The sequence below is a fragment of the Leptothrix toolikensis (SeqCode) genome, assembly GCF_057922285.1.
The window spans coordinates 1-16,088 of the sequence record NZ_JBYSVC010000055.1 but is presented as its reverse complement, the minus strand read 5'-3'; the positions used below and the strand labels follow the sequence as shown (position 1 = coordinate 16,088).

Here is a 16,088-nt window from a genome sequence, read left to right as displayed (position 1 = left end):
CCGGTCTCGAAGCCGTTCGCGCCACCCTCCAAGCCCAGCCGCGCACGTGGCTGATCACGGGTGTGGCGGGTTTCATCGGCAGCCACTTGCTTGAAGCCCTGCTCAAGCTGGATCAGCCCGTGGTGGGCTTGGACAACTTCGCCACCGGCCATCAGCGCAACTTGGATGAAGTCCAAAGCTTGGTGAGCCCTGAGCAGTGGGCGCGGCTGCGCTTCATCCGGGGCGACATCCGTGATCTGGACACCTGCCGCCAAGCCTGTACCGGGGTCGATCTGGTGTTGCATCAGGCGGCCCTTGGCAGCGTGCCGCGTTCGGTGCAAGACCCGATCACCACCCACGACGTCAACATCAGCGGTTTTCTGAACATGCTGGTCGCTGCGCGTGACGCCAAGGTCAAGCGCTTTGTCTACGCCGCCTCCAGCTCCACCTACGGTGACCACCCCGGTTTGCCCAAGGTCGAAGAGCGCATCGGCAAGCCGCTTTCGCCCTACGCCGTGACCAAAGCGGTCAACGAGATGTACGCCGACGTCTTTGACCGCACCTACGCGCTGCAAAGCATTGGCCTGCGTTATTTCAATGTCTTCGGCCCGCGCCAAGACCCGGACGGCGCGTATGCGGCGGTGATCCCGAAGTGGATTGCGAGCCTGATCGCTGCTGAGCCGGTCTATATCAACGGCGACGGTGAAACCAGCCGCGATTTCTGCTTCATCGCCAACACCGTGCAAGCCAATTTGTTGGCGGCCTTGACCACCGATCCGGCGGCGGTCAATCAGGTCTACAACGTGGCCGTGGGCGACCGCACCACCTTGAACGAGCTTTACGGCCATTTGCGCCATGCCTTGCTGCCGCGTTTTCCGCACCTGCAAGACGTTGTGCCGCAATACCGCGAGTTCCGCGCTGGCGATGTGCGCCATTCGCTGGCTGACATCGGCAAGGCCTACAACTTGCTCGGCTACCAGCCCACGCACCGCGTTGCCGAAGGCCTCGGTCTGGCCATGACGTGGTACGTGGACCACTTGCTGCATCACGAAGTGATCTGACCGCTCATGACGACGCCCCCCGCCGCCGCGCCTGTGCCCACACCGATCTACGTCACCCAGCCTTTTCTGCCCGATCTGGCCGAGTTCCAGCCCTATTTAGAGCAGATCTGGTCGAACAAGATCCTCACCAACGGCGGGCCGTTTCATCAGCAGCTTGAAAAGGCCTTGTGTGAGCACCTTGGCGTCGAGCACATTGCCCTCTTTACCAACGGCACGTTGGCGCTGGTCACGGCCTTGCAGGCGCTGCGCATCACGGGGGAAGTGATCACCACGCCGTACTCCTTTGTGGCCACGGCGCACTCGTTGCTGTGGAACGGCATCAAGCCGGTGTTTGTCGATATCGACCCGCAAACCCTGAACCTCGACCCGCGCCGGATCGAGGCCGCCATCACGCCGCAGACCACCGCCATCTTGCCGGTGCATTGCTACGGTCACCCCTGTGATGTGGATGCCATCCAGAAGATCGCTGACAACTACAACTTGAAGGTGATCTACGACGCCGCCCACGCCTTTGGGGTGCAAACCACCCCGGGCACCAGCGTGCTGCGGTTTGGCGACTTGTCGGTGCTGAGTTTTCACGCCACCAAGGTGTTCAACACCTTTGAAGGCGGGGCCATCGTCTGCCCCGACGCCAAAACCAAGCAACGCATCGACCACCTGAAGAACTTCGGTTTTGTCGATGAAGTCACCGTGGTCGCCCCCGGCATCAACGGCAAGATGAGCGAGCTGAACGCTTCGTTTGGTTTATTGCAACTCAAGCACATCGATGTCGCCATGGCGCGCCGCGCGGCCATCGCCGCCCGCTACCGCGCTGCGCTGGCTGAGGTGCCCGGCCTGCGCTGTGTGGCTGACGCCGGTGAAGCGGTGGCGAACCACTCGTACTTCCCCATCCTGATCGAGCCCGATTTCCCGCTCAGCCGCGACGCGCTCTATCAGCGTTTGCGCGAGCACAACATCTTTGCCCGGCGCTACTTCTACCCGCTGATCTCCGACTTCCCCATGTATCGCGGCCTGCCCTCCGCCGCCCCTGGCAACCTGCCCGTGGCCAGCGAGGTCGCCCGCAAAGTGCTCTGCCTGCCGATCTATCCCGCCTTGAGCGACGCGGATCAAGACCGCGTGGTGGCGCAGATTCGCGCTTGCGCTTGATGAGGTAAGCATGAAGCTTGCTTTGATGCAGCCCTATGTTTTTCCATACATCGGCTATTACCAACTGGCGTTTTCGGTCGATGAATTTGTCTTCTATGACGATGCCAATTTCATCAAACAGGGTTTCATCAATCGCAACGCCATCTTGTTGAATTGCGCGCGCTTTGACTTCAGTCTGCCGGTGGCTTCGATCAGCAGTTTCAGAACCATTGCGCAACACAACTACACCGGCCGATTTGAGGTGTTTCTCAAGCAGATTCGCTCGGCTTACGCCAAGGCCCCGTTTTTTGAGGCCGTGTATCCGATCATTGAAGGTGTGATCAACGACCAAGACCTTGGTGTCGCCCGCAAGAATGCCCAGAGCATCACGGCGGTTTTTGATTATTTGAAGGTGCCTCGGGTCTTTTCTTTCGCCTCCGATCTGACCGTGGCTGATGATTGCCGCGCTGAAGATCGCGTGATAGAGGTTTGCCGTCAAAAAAAGGCCACCCACTATCACAACTCCATCGGTGGAAAGAGCCTGTACAGCACCGAGCATTTCCAGGCCGCAGGCATCGAACTCCGCTTTACCAAGCCGCTGCTGCCACCCTATGCCCAAGGCTCGGCCGACTTTGTGCCCTACCTCTCGATGATCGACACCTTGATGTGGTGCAGTCCCAGTCATGTGCTTGATTTGCTGGGAATTTATGAGCTTGAGTTGTCCATGAGTACGGTTGATTGACATCATGAATGGACTTCGTCAACAGATCATTGATCTTGTTCTCCGTGAGCAAGCTGCTCATACGTTAGATATATTTGTTGATGTCAATATTAATAGCTATATTGAAAAAATTGTTAACAAAGCCGAGATAAGTTGCCTCTTTGATAGAGGGTCTATTTCAGGGTTCATTGCATTTTATTGCAATGATTTTGATGCAAAGACGGCCTTCATCAGCCTTGTTTTGGTGAGTTCGCGCGCGCGTAGCCAAGGTTTAGGTTGTTTATTAGTGAGGCAAGTTTTGTGTATTGCAAAAAAAAGAGGTTTTCATACTTGTGATTTAGAGGTATTGCCTTCTAACAAAATAGCTATTAATATTTATAGGGGATTAGGTTTTTCTGTGACTGGCGAAGTTGGTGGTAAATGGCAAATGCGGTGTGATTTGACTCAATATTGATATAACAAGGACATATTTTTGGGATTCAAGCGCAACGTCCTCGCCAGCTACGCCAGCCAGATCTACGTCACGTTGATCGGCATCGTGATCGTGCCGGTCTACATCCAGTTCATGGGTGCTGAGGCCTATGGGTTGATTGGCTTTTATGCGATGTTGCAGGCGTGGTTTTTGCTGCTCGATATGGGCCTGGCACCCACGATGTCGCGTGAGACGGCGCGTTTTGCCGGTGGGGCGATGGACGCCTTGCAGTTGCGGCAGTTGTTGCGCGCGCTGGAAGGTGTTTTCTATGCCGTGGGCTTGCTTGGGGCGCTGGCGCTGATGGTGGGGGCCGACGCCATCGCGGCGCGCTGGCTCAAGGTGGAGCATTTGCCGCTGGATCAGGTGCGGCTGGCGATTGAGTTGATGGCGGCCATCATCGGCCTGCGTTGGGTGGCCGGTTTGTATCGCGGCGCGATTGGGGGCTTTGAGCAGCAAGTTTGGCTGGGTCAGTTGAACGCCGCCATGGCCACCGCGCGTTTTGTCTTGGTGTTGCCCGTCTTTTATCTGTGGGGCACCACGCCAGCGCATTTCTTCGGCTATCAGCTCGTGGTGGCCTGTGTGGAAACGGCGGTGCTGGCCGTCAAAACCTATCGCTTGATGCCGGCGTTGCCTTCGGGATCACGCGTAGGTTGGTCGTGGGCACCCTTGCGCGGCGTGCTCAAGTTTTCGCTCAGCATCGCTTTCACCAGTGCGGTGTGGGTGTTTGTGACGCAGACCGACAAGCTGGTGCTCTCCAAACTCTTGCCCTTGGGCGAATACGCTTATTTCACCTTGGCGGTGTTGGTGGCGGGTGGTGTGTCGATCGTCAGCGGCCCGATCAGCACCGCGCTTTTGCCGCGCCTGAGTCGGCTGCAAGCGCAGCACGACGAGCAAGGCTTGATCGACCTTTACCGCAAGGCCACGCAGTGGGTGGCGGTGATTGCGCTGCCGGTGGCCCTGATGCTGGCTTGTTTTGCCGAGCCGCTGCTCTGGGCCTGGACCGGCAACGCCACCACCGCCGCGCACGCCGCACCCATCCTGCGCCTTTACGCCTTGGGCAACGGCATCTTGGCGCTGGGCGCTTTTCCCTATTACCTCCAGTTCGCCAAGGGCGATGTGCGCCTGCACCTGCTTGGCAACGTGCTCTTCGTGGTGGTGCTGATCCCCACCGTGATTTGGGCGACGCTTAACTTTGGTGCCACCGGCGCCGGTTGGGCTTGGCTGAGCGCCAACGCCGCCTATTTCCTCTTCTGGGTGCCCTTGGTTCACCGACGTTTTGCGCCGGGACTGCATGGGCGCTGGCTTTTTCAAGATGTCGGCCCTGTGGCCTTGGTCACAGCGGTTGCCGCCCTGTCGGCCATGGCCGTTCTGATTCCTCCCGCATCCCGTCTCGGGCTGGTGGCGCTTTTGCTGCTCATCGGCATGGCAGTGATGACCTTCGCCGCCCTCAGTTCCGCCCCATGCCGAGGCTTCATCCGCCAAAAATGGCTGGCCCGAACCCTTTGACTGCTTCCCCATGACCCCCACGACACCCTCATCCCCAGAAACCCCGCACCCGAAGGTTTCAGTGTGCGTTGTGACGTATAACCAAGAAAAATACATCGCCCAATGCCTGCAAAGTTTGGTCGATCAGGAAACAGATTTCCCATTTGAAATCATTGTGGGTGATGATTGTTCGACGGATGGGACTCGCGGTATAGTGAGCGATTTTTCAAAAAAATACTCACATATTGTTAGGCCTGTTTTTCATGAAAAAAATATAGGACCATCTTGCAACTATTTTAGTGTTCATGGCTTGGCCAAAGGAGAATACGTTGCTCATTTGGATGGCGATGATTTTTCTATGCCTGGAAAATTACAAGTTCAATCAGACTACTTGGATGCTAATAATAGTTGCCAGATTGTCTGGCATAGAATGGGTATTCTAAATAACATGACTGGCTGCATGCATTATCAAGAGTATAATTATGATTTGCTTGCCGAAAAAATGATTTGTATAAATGATTTAATATCGAATATTACTGCTGGAATACACAGCTCAAAAATGTATAGGCGGTGCCGTAATAGCATCGGCGTTAATATAGATGCGCTTGATTTTTCAGAGAATATTATGCATTTGGCATATAATCACGGATACGCTGCATTTATTCCATCTGGTGTTTATGGCGTGTATCGTATTGATTCTGGCATAAGTCGAAATCGTGGCAGTATACGTATAAAAATATATAAATGGCTTATGTTTTTTTACGATGAGAGTATTGGTGATAAAAAAGTTATTGCTGCAAAGACCCTTCTCTTGGTATTGTCTGATGTTAAGCATAAATCCAGTAGTCTGAGCTTTGGCTTGAGTGTTCTTGTTCGTATGATTGGGAGTATTTCCTTGAGTGAAATAATAAATTGCCGAAATAATAAATTGCCTTTGTCTTTGGCGAATTCAAATGATTAATTGCGGTGGTTTGTCATGATTTATTTGTTATTTAATCATACCAAGCAAATGTTGGCTCTAATTGTGATTGGTCAAGTAATGCTCCGAGTTCCTTTTTGTGGGAGTTTTTTATCGAGATTTTTTGAGTATGTCATTCGGGTGCTGTTTGCTAGCGATATATCTTGCAAAGCGAAAATACCTCGCGATGTTATTTTTGTTCATGGCCATGATATTGTTATTGGGGCTGATGTTGTAATTGGGCGAGGTTGTAAAATATTTAATGGTGTTACTCTGGGTAATAAAGACACAGAAACAACTTTTAATTCGCAGCCTGTTGTTGGTAATTTTTGTGTTTTATCGACGGGTGCAAAAATACTTGGCGGCGTGAAAATAGGTGATCGATCTATTGTCGGAGCCAATGCTGTCGTGATTCGTGATGTTCCGCCTGATTCTATTGCTGTCGGTGTTCCTGCAAAGAATAAGCCTCGTCATACGCAGCGGTGATAAGTCATGGGCTATACATACCTACTTATTCCTTTTTTCATGTATTTTGTGCCAAATATGTTGGCCTTTATTGGTATTTTATATTTTGATTTTATGTTGGTCGATATGGTGCCAGTGATGGTGTCGGCTTCTTATTATGAGGTTGTTGGATGTTTTTTGTTGCTAGTAGGTTCGCTTATTGCGATTGTTGTGCTGGCTAAGATTTTTGAAAAATATTTTGTAGATGGATCGGATTGCCAATCAAAACCGCCTAAGTTATTTGGTTATATTGTTTTTTTTATTCAGCTTTGTACTTTTCTTGTTGCTCTATTTTTGGGCTACGGTCGTGCTGGATCTAAGGGGGGTGACGCCAATGTAATTGTTACCATTGTTAGTTATTTGCATGCCGATATATTTTTTATGCTTTATTATGCGCATGCGAGGGCGAGTGCCTTCCCAAAATATAATTTAATTTTGTTTGTTGTAAGTAATGTGCTGCGTGGTTGGGGTGGTGTTTGGTTGATCTTGTTCTTGATTGAATCGTTTTATTTTCTTCGTGGTAGTAATGTTTGGCGTGCATATTATAAAATAATGCTTGTTTCCTTGATTGGTTTAGCTGCGTTTCCTTTTGCAAACAGCATCAGGGAGCAGGCTCGCGGCGCTGAAGTTGGCGAGTTGTTGTATTTTGAGTCTTACATAAAGCTTTTTAATAGAATGCAGCATGTGTCAAATGTTGTTTTGATTTCCCAAGAGTCTGAAGATGTTTTAAATGACATTCAGTCAGGAATTATTGTTCCTTGGTATATTAATAATCCTATTTTTATGAGGCTAATTCCGGGTAAGTATGGCGAGATGGAATCACTTCAGAAATACATTGCGTCTAGATATCTTGTTGATTTTAGTAAAATCGGCGATGGATATTATGTTGATGATCTTTCTTGGTATACAAATACAGGGTTTTCTGGTTGGATTTTCTTGATGAATTGGTATGTTGTTCCTGTTTATGTGATCTATGTTTTGTTTATGATGTGGTTGCCATATTGGGCCGTTGGTAGATTTATAGGTGTGATGTCTATAGTGCCGGTATTGCATCTGGCCTCATTTTTGTATGTGTTCCACGGATGGATGGATGTTCAGTTCACCTTTGTTGTTTCTGTGTTGGTTTATGTGTTTCTTTATAAATTTCTTGTTCCGCAGAATTTTATTTCCCAAGAAAAGACAACTTGAATGGCTTTGAAAATCATCTTCCTCATCAGTTCCCTTAGCTCCGGTGGTGCCGAACGTGTGGCGGCCACGCTTTGTAATGCGTGGGCACAAAGGGGGGATGAGGTGACGTTGGTGCCGACGTTTTCCGGGGGCGGGAAGCCGTTCTATCAGTTGCATCCTGATATTGATTTGATCTATTTGTCAGAGCGGGTTGGGGTTGTTCAAGGTGGGGGCAAAAGGTATGGGGCGCGGTTGAAGGCGTTGCGGCAGATGGTGAAAGAGAAAAAACCGGATGTGGTGGTTTCTTTTTTGCCGAATGTGAATATTGCCGCCTTGGCTGCGACCGCTTTTACGGGCGTGCCATGCATCGTTTGCGAGCGCAGTGATCCGTCGATTCAGCCGGTGGGGTGGGTTTGGAAAATGGCGTGCCAGTGGTTTTATCGGCATGCCGATTGGGTCACCGTGCAAACCGAGGCGGTGCAGGCCAGCATCCATCAGGTTTATGGCGGCTTGGAGCGGGTGGCCGTGGTGCCGAACCCCTTGCCCATGGATGTTCTGGGCTGGCAGGCCAACCACTTGGAGCAAGAAAACACCGGCCGTAAAACCTTGCTGAGCCTTGGACGACTTTCAGAAGAAAAGCAGGTGGGTCGGATCATCGACGCCTTTGCCACGTTGGCGCCTAAGTTTCCGGACTGGGATCTGGCGATCTACGGCGAAGGCCCGCAACGCGCCAAGCTAGAGGCGCAGATCGTGCATTTGGGGCTGGGGCAGCGCGTTTTTCTGCGTGGCAGCACCCATGCCCCTTGGCAAGTGATGAGCGAGGCCGATGCCTTTGTCATGGCGTCGCGTTTTGAGGGCTTTCCCAATGCGCTGCTCGAAGCCATGGGCGTGGGCTTGCCCTGTGTCAGCACCGATTGCCCCAGCGGCCCATACGAGATGAGTCGCGGCGGGATCGATGCTTTGTTGGTCGGGCTGCGTGACCGCGATGCCTTGCGCCGTGCTTTGGCGCAGTTGATGGGTGATGCCGCTTTGCGCCACAACTTGGGCCGCCATGCGCGCGCCTCGGTGATCGACCGCTATGCCTTGGAAGCGGTGCTCAAGGTGTGGGACGGCTTGTTTGCTGCGGTGCGAGCGTGAAGGTCCTCCACGTCATCATCGGCTTGGGTCGCGGCGGGGCAGAAATGATGCTCAAGCGGCTCGTGCAAGCCCATCAAGGCAACACGAGCTATCAGCACGAGGTCATCTCGCTCACCACTATGGGCGTCTACGGTGATGTGCTGCAAGCCATGGGGGTGCCGGTGTATGCCTTGGGGTTGCGCAGTGCTTTCGGGGTGCCGCGTGTACTTTGGGCCTTGCAGCGCCTGATCCGGCAGATCCAGCCCGATGTGGTGCAAACGTGGATGTATCACGCCGATTTTCTGGGGGGCTTGGCGGCCAAGATGGCCGGTGGAGTGCCGGTGATCTGGGGCATTCATTCGCTGGACCTGAAACGCAGCGGCTCACACCCAACCCGGGTGGTGCAAAAGCTGTGCGCCTGGAGTTCGTCTTGGCTGCCGAGCCGCATCCTATGTGTGGCTGAAGCCTCGCGCCGGGTGCATGTGGCGCGAGGCTATGACGCGGCGCGTATCACGGTGATTCCGAACGGTTTTGACACCGATGTCGCACCGATCGCCGCAGAGACCGCCGCCTTGCGCGCTGAGCTGGGCATGGCGGTGGGCCAGGTGTTGATCGGCTGCGTCGGGCGTTTCAACCCCGCCAAAGACCACCGCAATTTTGTCGAAGCTGCTGCGCGGGTGGCCGAGTGTCGGCCCGAGGTGCGCTTTCTGATGGTGGGTACCGGGTTGGACAAAGACAACGCCATCTTGTGGTCTTGGATTGCGGTGACGGGGTGCGCGGAACGCTTTGTTTTGCTGGGTGAACGCAGCGATGTGCCGCGCTTGCTGGCGGCCATGGATGTGTTTTGTTCCTCCTCGCGCACCGAAGCTTTCCCCCTTGTGGTGGGCGAGGCCATGGTGATGGCGCGTCCCAGCGTAGTCACCGATGTGGGCGATACCGCCTTGCTGGTGGGCGACACCGCACGGGTCGTCGAGCGCGAAAACCCGCAAGCCTTGGCGCAAGGTTTGCTCGATCTGCTGGCGATGAGTGCCGAGGACCGCGCGGCCATGGGTGGCCGAGCGCATGCTCGGGTGCAGAGCGAGTTTTCCATGCAGCGGGCGCGCGAACGTACTGAAGCGGTGTACGCCCAAGTTGTGGCGTCAACCAAGAAGGGATCAACCTGATGTGCGGATTGACAGGTTTTTTGTCCTTGGGCGATATCGGTCCGCGCCTGGATGCTGAGGCGTTGCTGCGGCGGATGGCGGGGGCGTTGCGGCATCGGGGGCCGGACAGTGCCGGGGTGTGGTCGGATCGGGAGGCGGGCATCGGCTTGGGGCACCGGCGCTTAGCCATCGTTGATTTGAGCGAAGCCGGCCATCAGCCCATGAGATCGGCCAGCGGGCGCTACGTGATCGCGTTCAACGGCGAGATCTACAACCACACCCAACTGCGCGCTGAGCTGGCGCAGCTTGGGCAAGCCCCGGCTTGGCGCGGGCATTCGGACACCGAAACCTTGTTGGCCGGCTTCGAGACGTGGGGTTTTGAAGCGACCTTGAAGCGCACTGTGGGCATGTTTGCCATCGCGCTTTGGGATCGCCAAGAGCGCACCTTGAGCTTGGCGCGCGACCGCATGGGTGAAAAGCCGCTTTACTGGGGTTGGCAGGGCGGGGTGGGCAGCCACGCGCGCACCTTGTTGTTTGGCTCAGAACTCAAGGCGCTGCGCGCTCATCCGGCCTTTGCGGCGGTGGTGGACCGCGACGCGCTCACGTTGCTGCTGCGCCACAACTACATCGGCGCGCCGCATGCCATTTATCAAGGCATCCACAAACTGGAGCCGGGCTGCTGGTTGCAGGTGTCGCAGGCCCAGCCTGAGCCGCAGATCCACGCGTACTGGTCGGCGCTTGAGGTGGCGTTGCAGGGTCATGCCGAGCCCTTTGTGGGTAGCGAGTTGGATGCGGTGGATCGCTTGGAAGCGCTGCTCAAAGACGCCGTGGGCCAGCAGATGATGGCTGACGTGCCGCTGGGGGCTTTTTTGTCGGGCGGCATCGACTCCTCCGCTGTGGTGGCCTTGATGCAAGTGCAGTCGAGCCGCCCGGTCAAAACCTTCACCATCGGTTTTCATGAGCCGGGCTACAACGAGGCTGAGCACGCCAAAGCGGTGGCGCAGCACTTGGGTACTGAACACACCGAGCTCTACATCGAGCCCGAGCAAGCTTTGGCGGTGATCCCGGATCTGCCCAAGCTCTATGACGAGCCGTTTGCTGATTCGTCACAGATCCCGACTTTTTTGGTCTCGCAACTGGCGCGCCAGCACGTCACGGTGTCGCTCTCGGGCGACGGCGGTGATGAGCTGTTTTGCGGCTACGAGCGCTATCGCTTGGCGCACAAGCTCTGGCATCGCATGTCCAAGGTGCCCCGGCCGCTGCGCCATTTGGCCTCGTCGGCGTTGCAGCTGCTCTCGCCCGATCAGTGGAATCGGTTGATTGATCTGGTGGAGTCGAGCTTGCCGGCCAAGCACCGACACCCGATTCTGGGCGACAAGATCTACAAGGGCGCGGGTTTGCTGGGCAGCGCGCATTTTGGCGATCTGTACCGTGGCTTGATTAGTCACTGGCCCGATCCGGCCAAAGTGGTGCTGGGCTCCAGCGAGCCGACCACCATCTTGAGCGAATGCTCGGCCAGCTTGATGCCGGGCTTGAGCGAGGTCGAACGCATGATGGTGCTCGATCAGCTCAGCTACTTGCCGGGCGACATCTTGACCAAGGTGGACCGCGCGGCGATGGGCGTGTCGCTCGAATCACGCGTGCCGATGCTCGATCACCGCGTGGTCGAATTTGCCGCTTGCTTGCCGCAGGCCCTCAAATTGCACGCCGGGGTGACCAAGTGGCCGCTGCGCCAAGTGCTCTATCGCCATGTGCCCCAAGCCCTGATCGACCGCCCGAAGATGGGCTTTGCCATCCCGCTCAAGGGTTGGCTGCGCGCCCCGCTCAAAGACTGGGCCGAAGCCTTGCTGGACCCAGCCCGCTTGGCGCGCGAAGGCTACTTTGACGTGGCAGCGGTGCGTAGCAAATGGGACGACCATGTCCACGGTCGGCGCGATTGGCAAGCGCATGTGTGGGACGTGCTGATGTTCCAAGCTTGGTTGGATGAGCAAGCGCGCAAGGACCCCGCATGAAGATCGCTGTGGTGGCCAACACGGCTTGGTACGTGGCCAACTTCCGCCTCAACCTGATGCGGGCGCTGCGCCATGCCGGGCACGAGGTGATCGCCATCGCTCCGCCCGATGTCGCCCCGGCGCAAGATAGTGCGCGCATCACCGCTGCGGGTTTCAAGCACTGCGTTTGGCCGCTTTCCGGTCGGGGCAAGAACCCGTGGGCCGAGTTGGGCGCAGTGCTGGGCTTGCGGCGTTGGCTGAAAGACGAGGGCGTCGATGTGGTGTTGTCCTACACCCCCAAGGGCAACATCTACAGCGCCTTGGCCCGGACGTGTCTGCCATGCCGGCAGATCGCCAATGTTTCAGGCTTGGGCAGTTCGTTTATCGCCGGCAACTTGCTCACCAAAGTCGTGCTGGCGCTGTATCGGCTGACGTTTGCGCGCATCGACTGGGTGTTTTTTCAGAACGAGGATGACCGGCAGATTTTTCTCCAAGCCGGCTTGGTGCTTGAGGCCAAAAGCGAGCGCATTCCGGGCTCGGGTGTCGATTTGCAGCACTTTCAGCCCACACCGTTGCCGGCGGTTGCCCCGGCTGCGGGCCGCCCCGAGCCCCGCACCTTCTTGCTGATCGCTCGGTTACTGGGCGACAAGGGCGTGCGTGAATTTGTCGAAGCCGCGCGCATGGTGCGCGAGGATCTGCCGCAAATGCGTTTTCAGCTGCTGGGTTTGGCGGCGGCCGACAACCCGACGGCGATCCGTGGTGATGAGCTGGCCGCTTGGCTGGCCGAAGGGGTGGTGAGCTATTTGGGCCATCACGGCGATGTGCGGCCTTTTATTGCTGAGGCCCATTGCGTGGTGCTGCCGTCCTACCGCGAGGGCGTGCCGCGCACTTTGCTTGAAGCCGGTGCCATGGGCCGCCCCCTGATCGCCACCGACGTGCCCGGTTGCCGCGACACCATCACGCCCGGCCGCAACGGCTGGCTCTGCCCGGCCCGCGACGCCGGTGCCCTGGCCGATGCCCTGACCCGCATGGCCCTGCTGCCGCGTGCGGCGCTGGAAGCTATGGGCGCGCAATCTGCGTTCAAGATGCAGCGCGAGTTCTCGGAAGAACAGGTGATTGGGCGCTATCTGGAGCGGGTGGGGCGGGTTTGATGAAGTCCGCTCACAGAGGATGAGTCAGATCTGAGATCACGCGCTCAAAAACAGGCCTTAGGCGCGCACTGCCGGTCAGTGTCAGGTGGCTTTGATCAAAGTAAAGCGGATGGCCGGTTGGATCCGTAAGCAAGCACTGCGGCTGGCAAAACGATGCGACCACGTCGTAGACCTTGAGCGCATGGGGTGGGCTGAGCCGTGCGTGATTGAACGCCACGTAGTGGTCGGCCGTCTGCGTGGGTAGGGGCGTGCCCTCTTTCAGGTGCGACCACAACGCTTTGGGAATGTGCTGATCCCACACGGGCACCGGCATGATGAACGACACCGATAGGCCTTGAGCTTGCGCCAGCGCCACCAGCTTTTCGATCACGTTGGCTTGGATGCTTCCGGGCGAATAATGCAGCACCAGCGCATCGACCTTGCGGCGCTGAGCTTCTTGAATCAGGCCTTCCGGGCTGATGCCGCCGTCCATCAGGGGGGTGTTTTCCACCATGAAGCGAACGGCGATATGACTGTTTTGCGCTACATGGGCAAAAATCGTTTTGATTGAATCGGCATGGCTGTTGCCGACCAGAAGAATGGTTCGGCTGGGATGATCAAAATGGGGGGTTATTTCACATGATTTCGCCGAAGGCTCAAGCAGGCGAATCATTTTTCCGCATCGATAGGTAGATCGATCTGCCCATGCTTGATAAATAACCTTGTATTCTTTTGGCGTGATGAATGCTTGAATCCATGTGCCTACGGGGTACAAAAGGAAGATACCGGCGATGGCAAGCGTGGCCCGCTTGAAAAGGTGGGTTGACTGCGTATATTTTTGCTTCTCAACGCCGAAGAAAAGCAGGGCCGATGCCGCCATGATGAGGCCGGCCAGCATCACGCTTTGAAGCATGCTATGGGGTTTTAAAACTGTCCCTGAAAAAGGCAGGTATAAAACCATAACAATGATCGGGAAGTGAACCAAGTAAATCGAGTACGAATAGGTACCTATTTTCTCAAGTATCGTGCCGAGCCAAGATTGCTCGAAAAACATAGGTAAACCCAGCGTCAAGATGACCCCAGTGGTGGCGCAGAGCGCAAGGGCATGCAGTCCTGGGTGGCCGTTGATGACGCTGAGCGATTGACCGTTGATGGGGAGCCATGGCAAGGTCAACAGCAAAGCCAGCGCCAAGCATTTCGCCCCATGAGACCCCACCAACCCTCCTGTGGCTTGGATCGGCCTTCGGTTCAGCAAGAAATGTGCGGCACCATAACCAATAAGAAATTCCCAGAGCCTGAAAGGCATCCAGAAAAAAGCTGTTTTGGTGGATAAGCCCACCATCACGAAGCAGCCGATCAAAGACAGCGTAAAAACAATACCATAACCAAACTTGCTTTTCTTGATGATTCCATAAACCAGCGGAATCAATACATAGAATTGGATTTCTACGCCCAACGACCAAAGATGCAGCAAGGGCTTGAAGGCTGCTTTGTCAAAATAAGAATTTTCGAGCCAAAAGCCAATATTAGATAAAAATAAAGTCGCAAAAAGAGACTGATCAGCAACCTGTTGATGGTCAGTGGGTATGGTCCAAGATATACTTATCACCAGTGTTGCCAAGACAACGGCAAAGTATGCTGGGAGCAGCCGTTTAGCGCGGCGGAGAAAGAAGCCTATTTTGTCATTCGGGTCATACATCAGAGCCATCAAATAGCCGCTGATGACAAAAAAGACATCGACCCCGAGGAAGCCGCTCTGAAATCCTGGTATGTCAAGGTGAAAGAAAACAACCAGCAAAACAGAAATCCCTCGCAGGATTTGAATGTCTTTCCTGTACAGCATATCGAGTCGGAGCCGATCAAGAAGAACGTCGCCAACGCAGCTTTTTCAGCTTCTCAGCAAACACCGGGTCGCGCTCGCGGGCGTTGCGCAGGGCTTGGCGGATCAGGACGAAAGCGGTGCAGAGGATGAGGCTCAGCACCCCTGCCAGCACGGTCATCATGCCGCGCTTGGGGCTGGACTTCCATTCGGGCAGGGTGGCTTTGTCCACCACTTGGATGGTGGCACCGTCCTTGGCTTCGTCGGCCTTGGCCATTTCAAATTGGCGGGCCAGCAGCTCAAAGAGGGTTTCTTGGTACTTGAACTCGCGATAGCGCGTCACGTACTCCGAGCCCGAACCTTGGGCGCTTTTGGGATCGTTTTGTTCGGCTTTGGCCAGTTGGGCGCGTACCGAGGCCAGCTCCAACTGGGCTTGTTTGAGCTCGGCGCTGTCGGCCGTGAATTGACCGCGCATCACCGCGACCTTGACCTCGGCTGAGGCCACTTGGGCCTTGATTTGGGCGAGCACCGCCACCGCTGCATCGGGGCTGGTTTTGAGCACGCTCTCGCTCACCCCGCTTTGGCGCAGGGCCACTTCGGCTTTGATGAGCTGCTCTTTGGCCTCTTTCAGTTGGGTTTCGAAGAAGAGGCGTCGTTGCGCGGCTTCGGTCACCGCCAGGGTTTTGCTGAGCTTTTGCAGCTCGTCGATGTAGGCATCCGCCATGGCGGCTGCGGTGGCCGGGTCGGTGTCTTCAACGCTGATGCTGATCAGGCCATCTTTGCCGGACTTGATCTGCGTGAGTCCCTCCAAGGTCTGGCGCGCTTGGAATTGGTACGTGGCCACGTAGCGCTCGCGCAGATGAAAGCGCGCCACCATGCCGTCTTGCACGGTGCGGCTTTTGAGCAGACCGATCCATTGATCGGCCGGGTTTTTCAGCCCGGCGATGGCTCCTGCCGCCCCGCCCAAGCCACCGCCCAAGCCACCGAGCGAACCCAGCAGGGCCGCAGCCCCGCTTTGCTGTTGCTGCGGCAACATGATTTGGGTGGTGGCCGAAAATTTGGGCGGGATCAAAAAACTCAGGCCCAGCACCAAGAGCGCGACGCCCAGCGGCAAGCCCAGCACGAGCCAGCGGTGGGCAAACAACACCAAGGCGAGGTCAAGCAGGGAGACTTCTGCGCTGTCTTGCGGGCTCGGGTCGAGGGGGGTCGGGTCTTGGCTCATCGTCTCAAGGTGTTGATGGCGGCGGCGGTCAGACCAAACTGGTACAGCACTTGGCTCCAGTCCTTCAGACCCCGGGTGACGGCGGTCCAGAAGGTTTCGCGGTCGGTCTTTTCAGGCACGACCACCGTGTCGCCGGGCATCAGTTTCAGGTTGTCGAGCGAGGCATCGAACCAGCCACGATGCGCGTGGTTGTGCT

15 protein-coding genes are annotated in these 16,088 nt (G+C 55.9%); 12 read left to right on the top strand and 3 right to left on the bottom strand.

What is annotated here, in order from left to right; translation table 11 throughout:
• The 12 genes from AC3VI7_RS09075 to AC3VI7_RS09020 form a co-directional block, all read left to right on the top strand.
• A partial coding sequence (locus tag AC3VI7_RS09075; protein WP_489671468.1) for an NAD-dependent epimerase/dehydratase family protein occupies positions 1-1,040 on the top strand: 1,040 nt, incomplete at its 5' end.
• Between the two features lie 6 nt (positions 1,041-1,046).
• Entirely contained in the window at positions 1,047-2,186 is a 1,140-nt protein-coding gene (gene vioA, locus AC3VI7_RS09070) for a dTDP-4-amino-4,6-dideoxy-D-glucose aminotransferase VioA (RefSeq protein ID WP_489669242.1), read from the top strand.
• A gap of 10 nt (positions 2,187-2,196) precedes the next feature.
• Entirely contained in the window at positions 2,197-2,907 is a 711-nt protein-coding gene (locus tag AC3VI7_RS09065; protein ID WP_489669241.1) for a WbqC family protein, read from the top strand.
• 4 nt (positions 2,908-2,911) lie between these two features.
• A complete protein-coding gene (locus AC3VI7_RS09060; RefSeq protein WP_489669240.1) occupies positions 2,912-3,340 on the top strand; it encodes a GNAT family N-acetyltransferase in 429 nt (142 codons plus the stop codon).
• A gap of 18 nt (positions 3,341-3,358) precedes the next feature.
• On the top strand, positions 3,359-4,864 hold the full coding sequence (locus tag AC3VI7_RS09055) for an oligosaccharide flippase family protein (RefSeq protein ID WP_489669239.1): 1,506 nt from the start codon (positions 3,359-3,361) through the stop codon (positions 4,862-4,864).
• A 10-nt stretch (positions 4,865-4,874) separates the two neighbouring features.
• Entirely contained in the window at positions 4,875-5,804 is a 930-nt protein-coding gene (locus AC3VI7_RS09050; protein WP_489669238.1) for a glycosyltransferase family 2 protein, read from the top strand.
• A gap of 15 nt (positions 5,805-5,819) precedes the next feature.
• The gene (locus AC3VI7_RS09045) at positions 5,820-6,287 is read left to right on the top strand and encodes a serine O-acetyltransferase (protein ID WP_489669237.1); all 468 of its coding nucleotides are present in this window, start codon (positions 5,820-5,822) and stop codon (positions 6,285-6,287) included.
• Positions 6,288-6,293: 6 nt separating this feature from the next.
• On the top strand, positions 6,294-7,493 hold the full coding sequence (gene wzy, locus AC3VI7_RS09040; RefSeq protein ID WP_489669236.1) for an oligosaccharide repeat unit polymerase: 1,200 nt from the start codon (positions 6,294-6,296) through the stop codon (positions 7,491-7,493).
• Positions 7,494-7,499: 6 nt separating this feature from the next.
• Entirely contained in the window at positions 7,500-8,609 is a 1,110-nt protein-coding gene (locus AC3VI7_RS09035) for a glycosyltransferase family 4 protein (protein WP_489669245.1), read from the top strand.
• Entirely contained in the window at positions 8,606-9,751 is a 1,146-nt protein-coding gene (locus tag AC3VI7_RS09030) for a glycosyltransferase family 4 protein (protein ID WP_489669235.1), read from the top strand. Before AC3VI7_RS09035 ends, AC3VI7_RS09030 begins: the two co-directional genes overlap by 4 nt.
• The gene (gene asnB, locus AC3VI7_RS09025) at positions 9,751-11,742 is read left to right on the top strand and encodes an asparagine synthase (glutamine-hydrolyzing) (RefSeq protein WP_489669234.1); all 1,992 of its coding nucleotides are present in this window, start codon (positions 9,751-9,753) and stop codon (positions 11,740-11,742) included. Before AC3VI7_RS09030 ends, asnB begins: the two co-directional genes overlap by 1 nt.
• Positions 11,739-12,872: a glycosyltransferase family 4 protein gene (locus tag AC3VI7_RS09020; protein WP_489669233.1), complete on the top strand. Its 1,134-nt coding sequence runs from the start codon at positions 11,739-11,741 to the stop codon at positions 12,870-12,872. Before asnB ends, AC3VI7_RS09020 begins: the two co-directional genes overlap by 4 nt.
• Before the next feature lie 10 nt (positions 12,873-12,882).
• Here AC3VI7_RS09020 and AC3VI7_RS09015 read toward each other — a convergent pair whose 3' ends face one another.
• The 3 genes from AC3VI7_RS09015 to AC3VI7_RS09005 all read right to left on the bottom strand — a co-directional run.
• Positions 12,883-14,694 carry an acyltransferase family protein gene (locus tag AC3VI7_RS09015; RefSeq protein WP_489669232.1) on the bottom strand — a complete coding sequence of 604 codons (1,812 nt, stop codon included), beginning with the start codon at positions 14,692-14,694 and terminating at the stop codon, positions 12,883-12,885.
• Between the two features lie 16 nt (positions 14,695-14,710).
• On the bottom strand, positions 14,711-15,892 hold the full coding sequence (locus AC3VI7_RS09010; RefSeq protein ID WP_489669231.1) for a Wzz/FepE/Etk N-terminal domain-containing protein: 1,182 nt from the start codon (positions 15,890-15,892) through the stop codon (positions 14,711-14,713).
• The coding region (locus AC3VI7_RS09005; protein ID WP_489671467.1) for a hypothetical protein at positions 15,889-16,088 on the bottom strand (200 nt) is incomplete at its 5' end. The genes AC3VI7_RS09005 and AC3VI7_RS09010, both read right to left, overlap by 4 nt.

Bases quoted from the DNA above. Each gene is read 5' to 3' on its own strand.
- vioA (WP_489669242.1), top strand. From the start codon at position 1,047: ATGACGACGCCCCCCGCCGCCGCGCCTGTGCCCACACCGATCTACGTC.
- AC3VI7_RS09065 (WP_489669241.1), top strand. From the start codon at position 2,197: ATGAAGCTTGCTTTGATGCAGCCCTATGTTTTTCCATACATCGGCTAT.
- AC3VI7_RS09060 (WP_489669240.1), top strand. From the start codon at position 2,912: ATGAATGGACTTCGTCAACAGATCATTGATCTTGTTCTCCGTGAGCAA.
- AC3VI7_RS09050 (WP_489669238.1), top strand. From the start codon at position 4,875: ATGACCCCCACGACACCCTCATCCCCAGAAACCCCGCACCCGAAGGTT.
- AC3VI7_RS09045 (WP_489669237.1), top strand. From the start codon at position 5,820: ATGATTTATTTGTTATTTAATCATACCAAGCAAATGTTGGCTCTAATT.
- wzy (WP_489669236.1), top strand. From the start codon at position 6,294: ATGGGCTATACATACCTACTTATTCCTTTTTTCATGTATTTTGTGCCA.
- asnB (WP_489669234.1), top strand. From the start codon at position 9,751: ATGTGCGGATTGACAGGTTTTTTGTCCTTGGGCGATATCGGTCCGCGC.
- AC3VI7_RS09020 (WP_489669233.1), top strand. From the start codon at position 11,739: ATGAAGATCGCTGTGGTGGCCAACACGGCTTGGTACGTGGCCAACTTC.
- AC3VI7_RS09015 (WP_489669232.1), bottom strand. From the start codon at position 14,694: ATGCTGTACAGGAAAGACATTCAAATCCTGCGAGGGATTTCTGTTTTG.
- AC3VI7_RS09010 (WP_489669231.1), bottom strand. From the start codon at position 15,892: ATGAGCCAAGACCCGACCCCCCTCGACCCGAGCCCGCAAGACAGCGCA.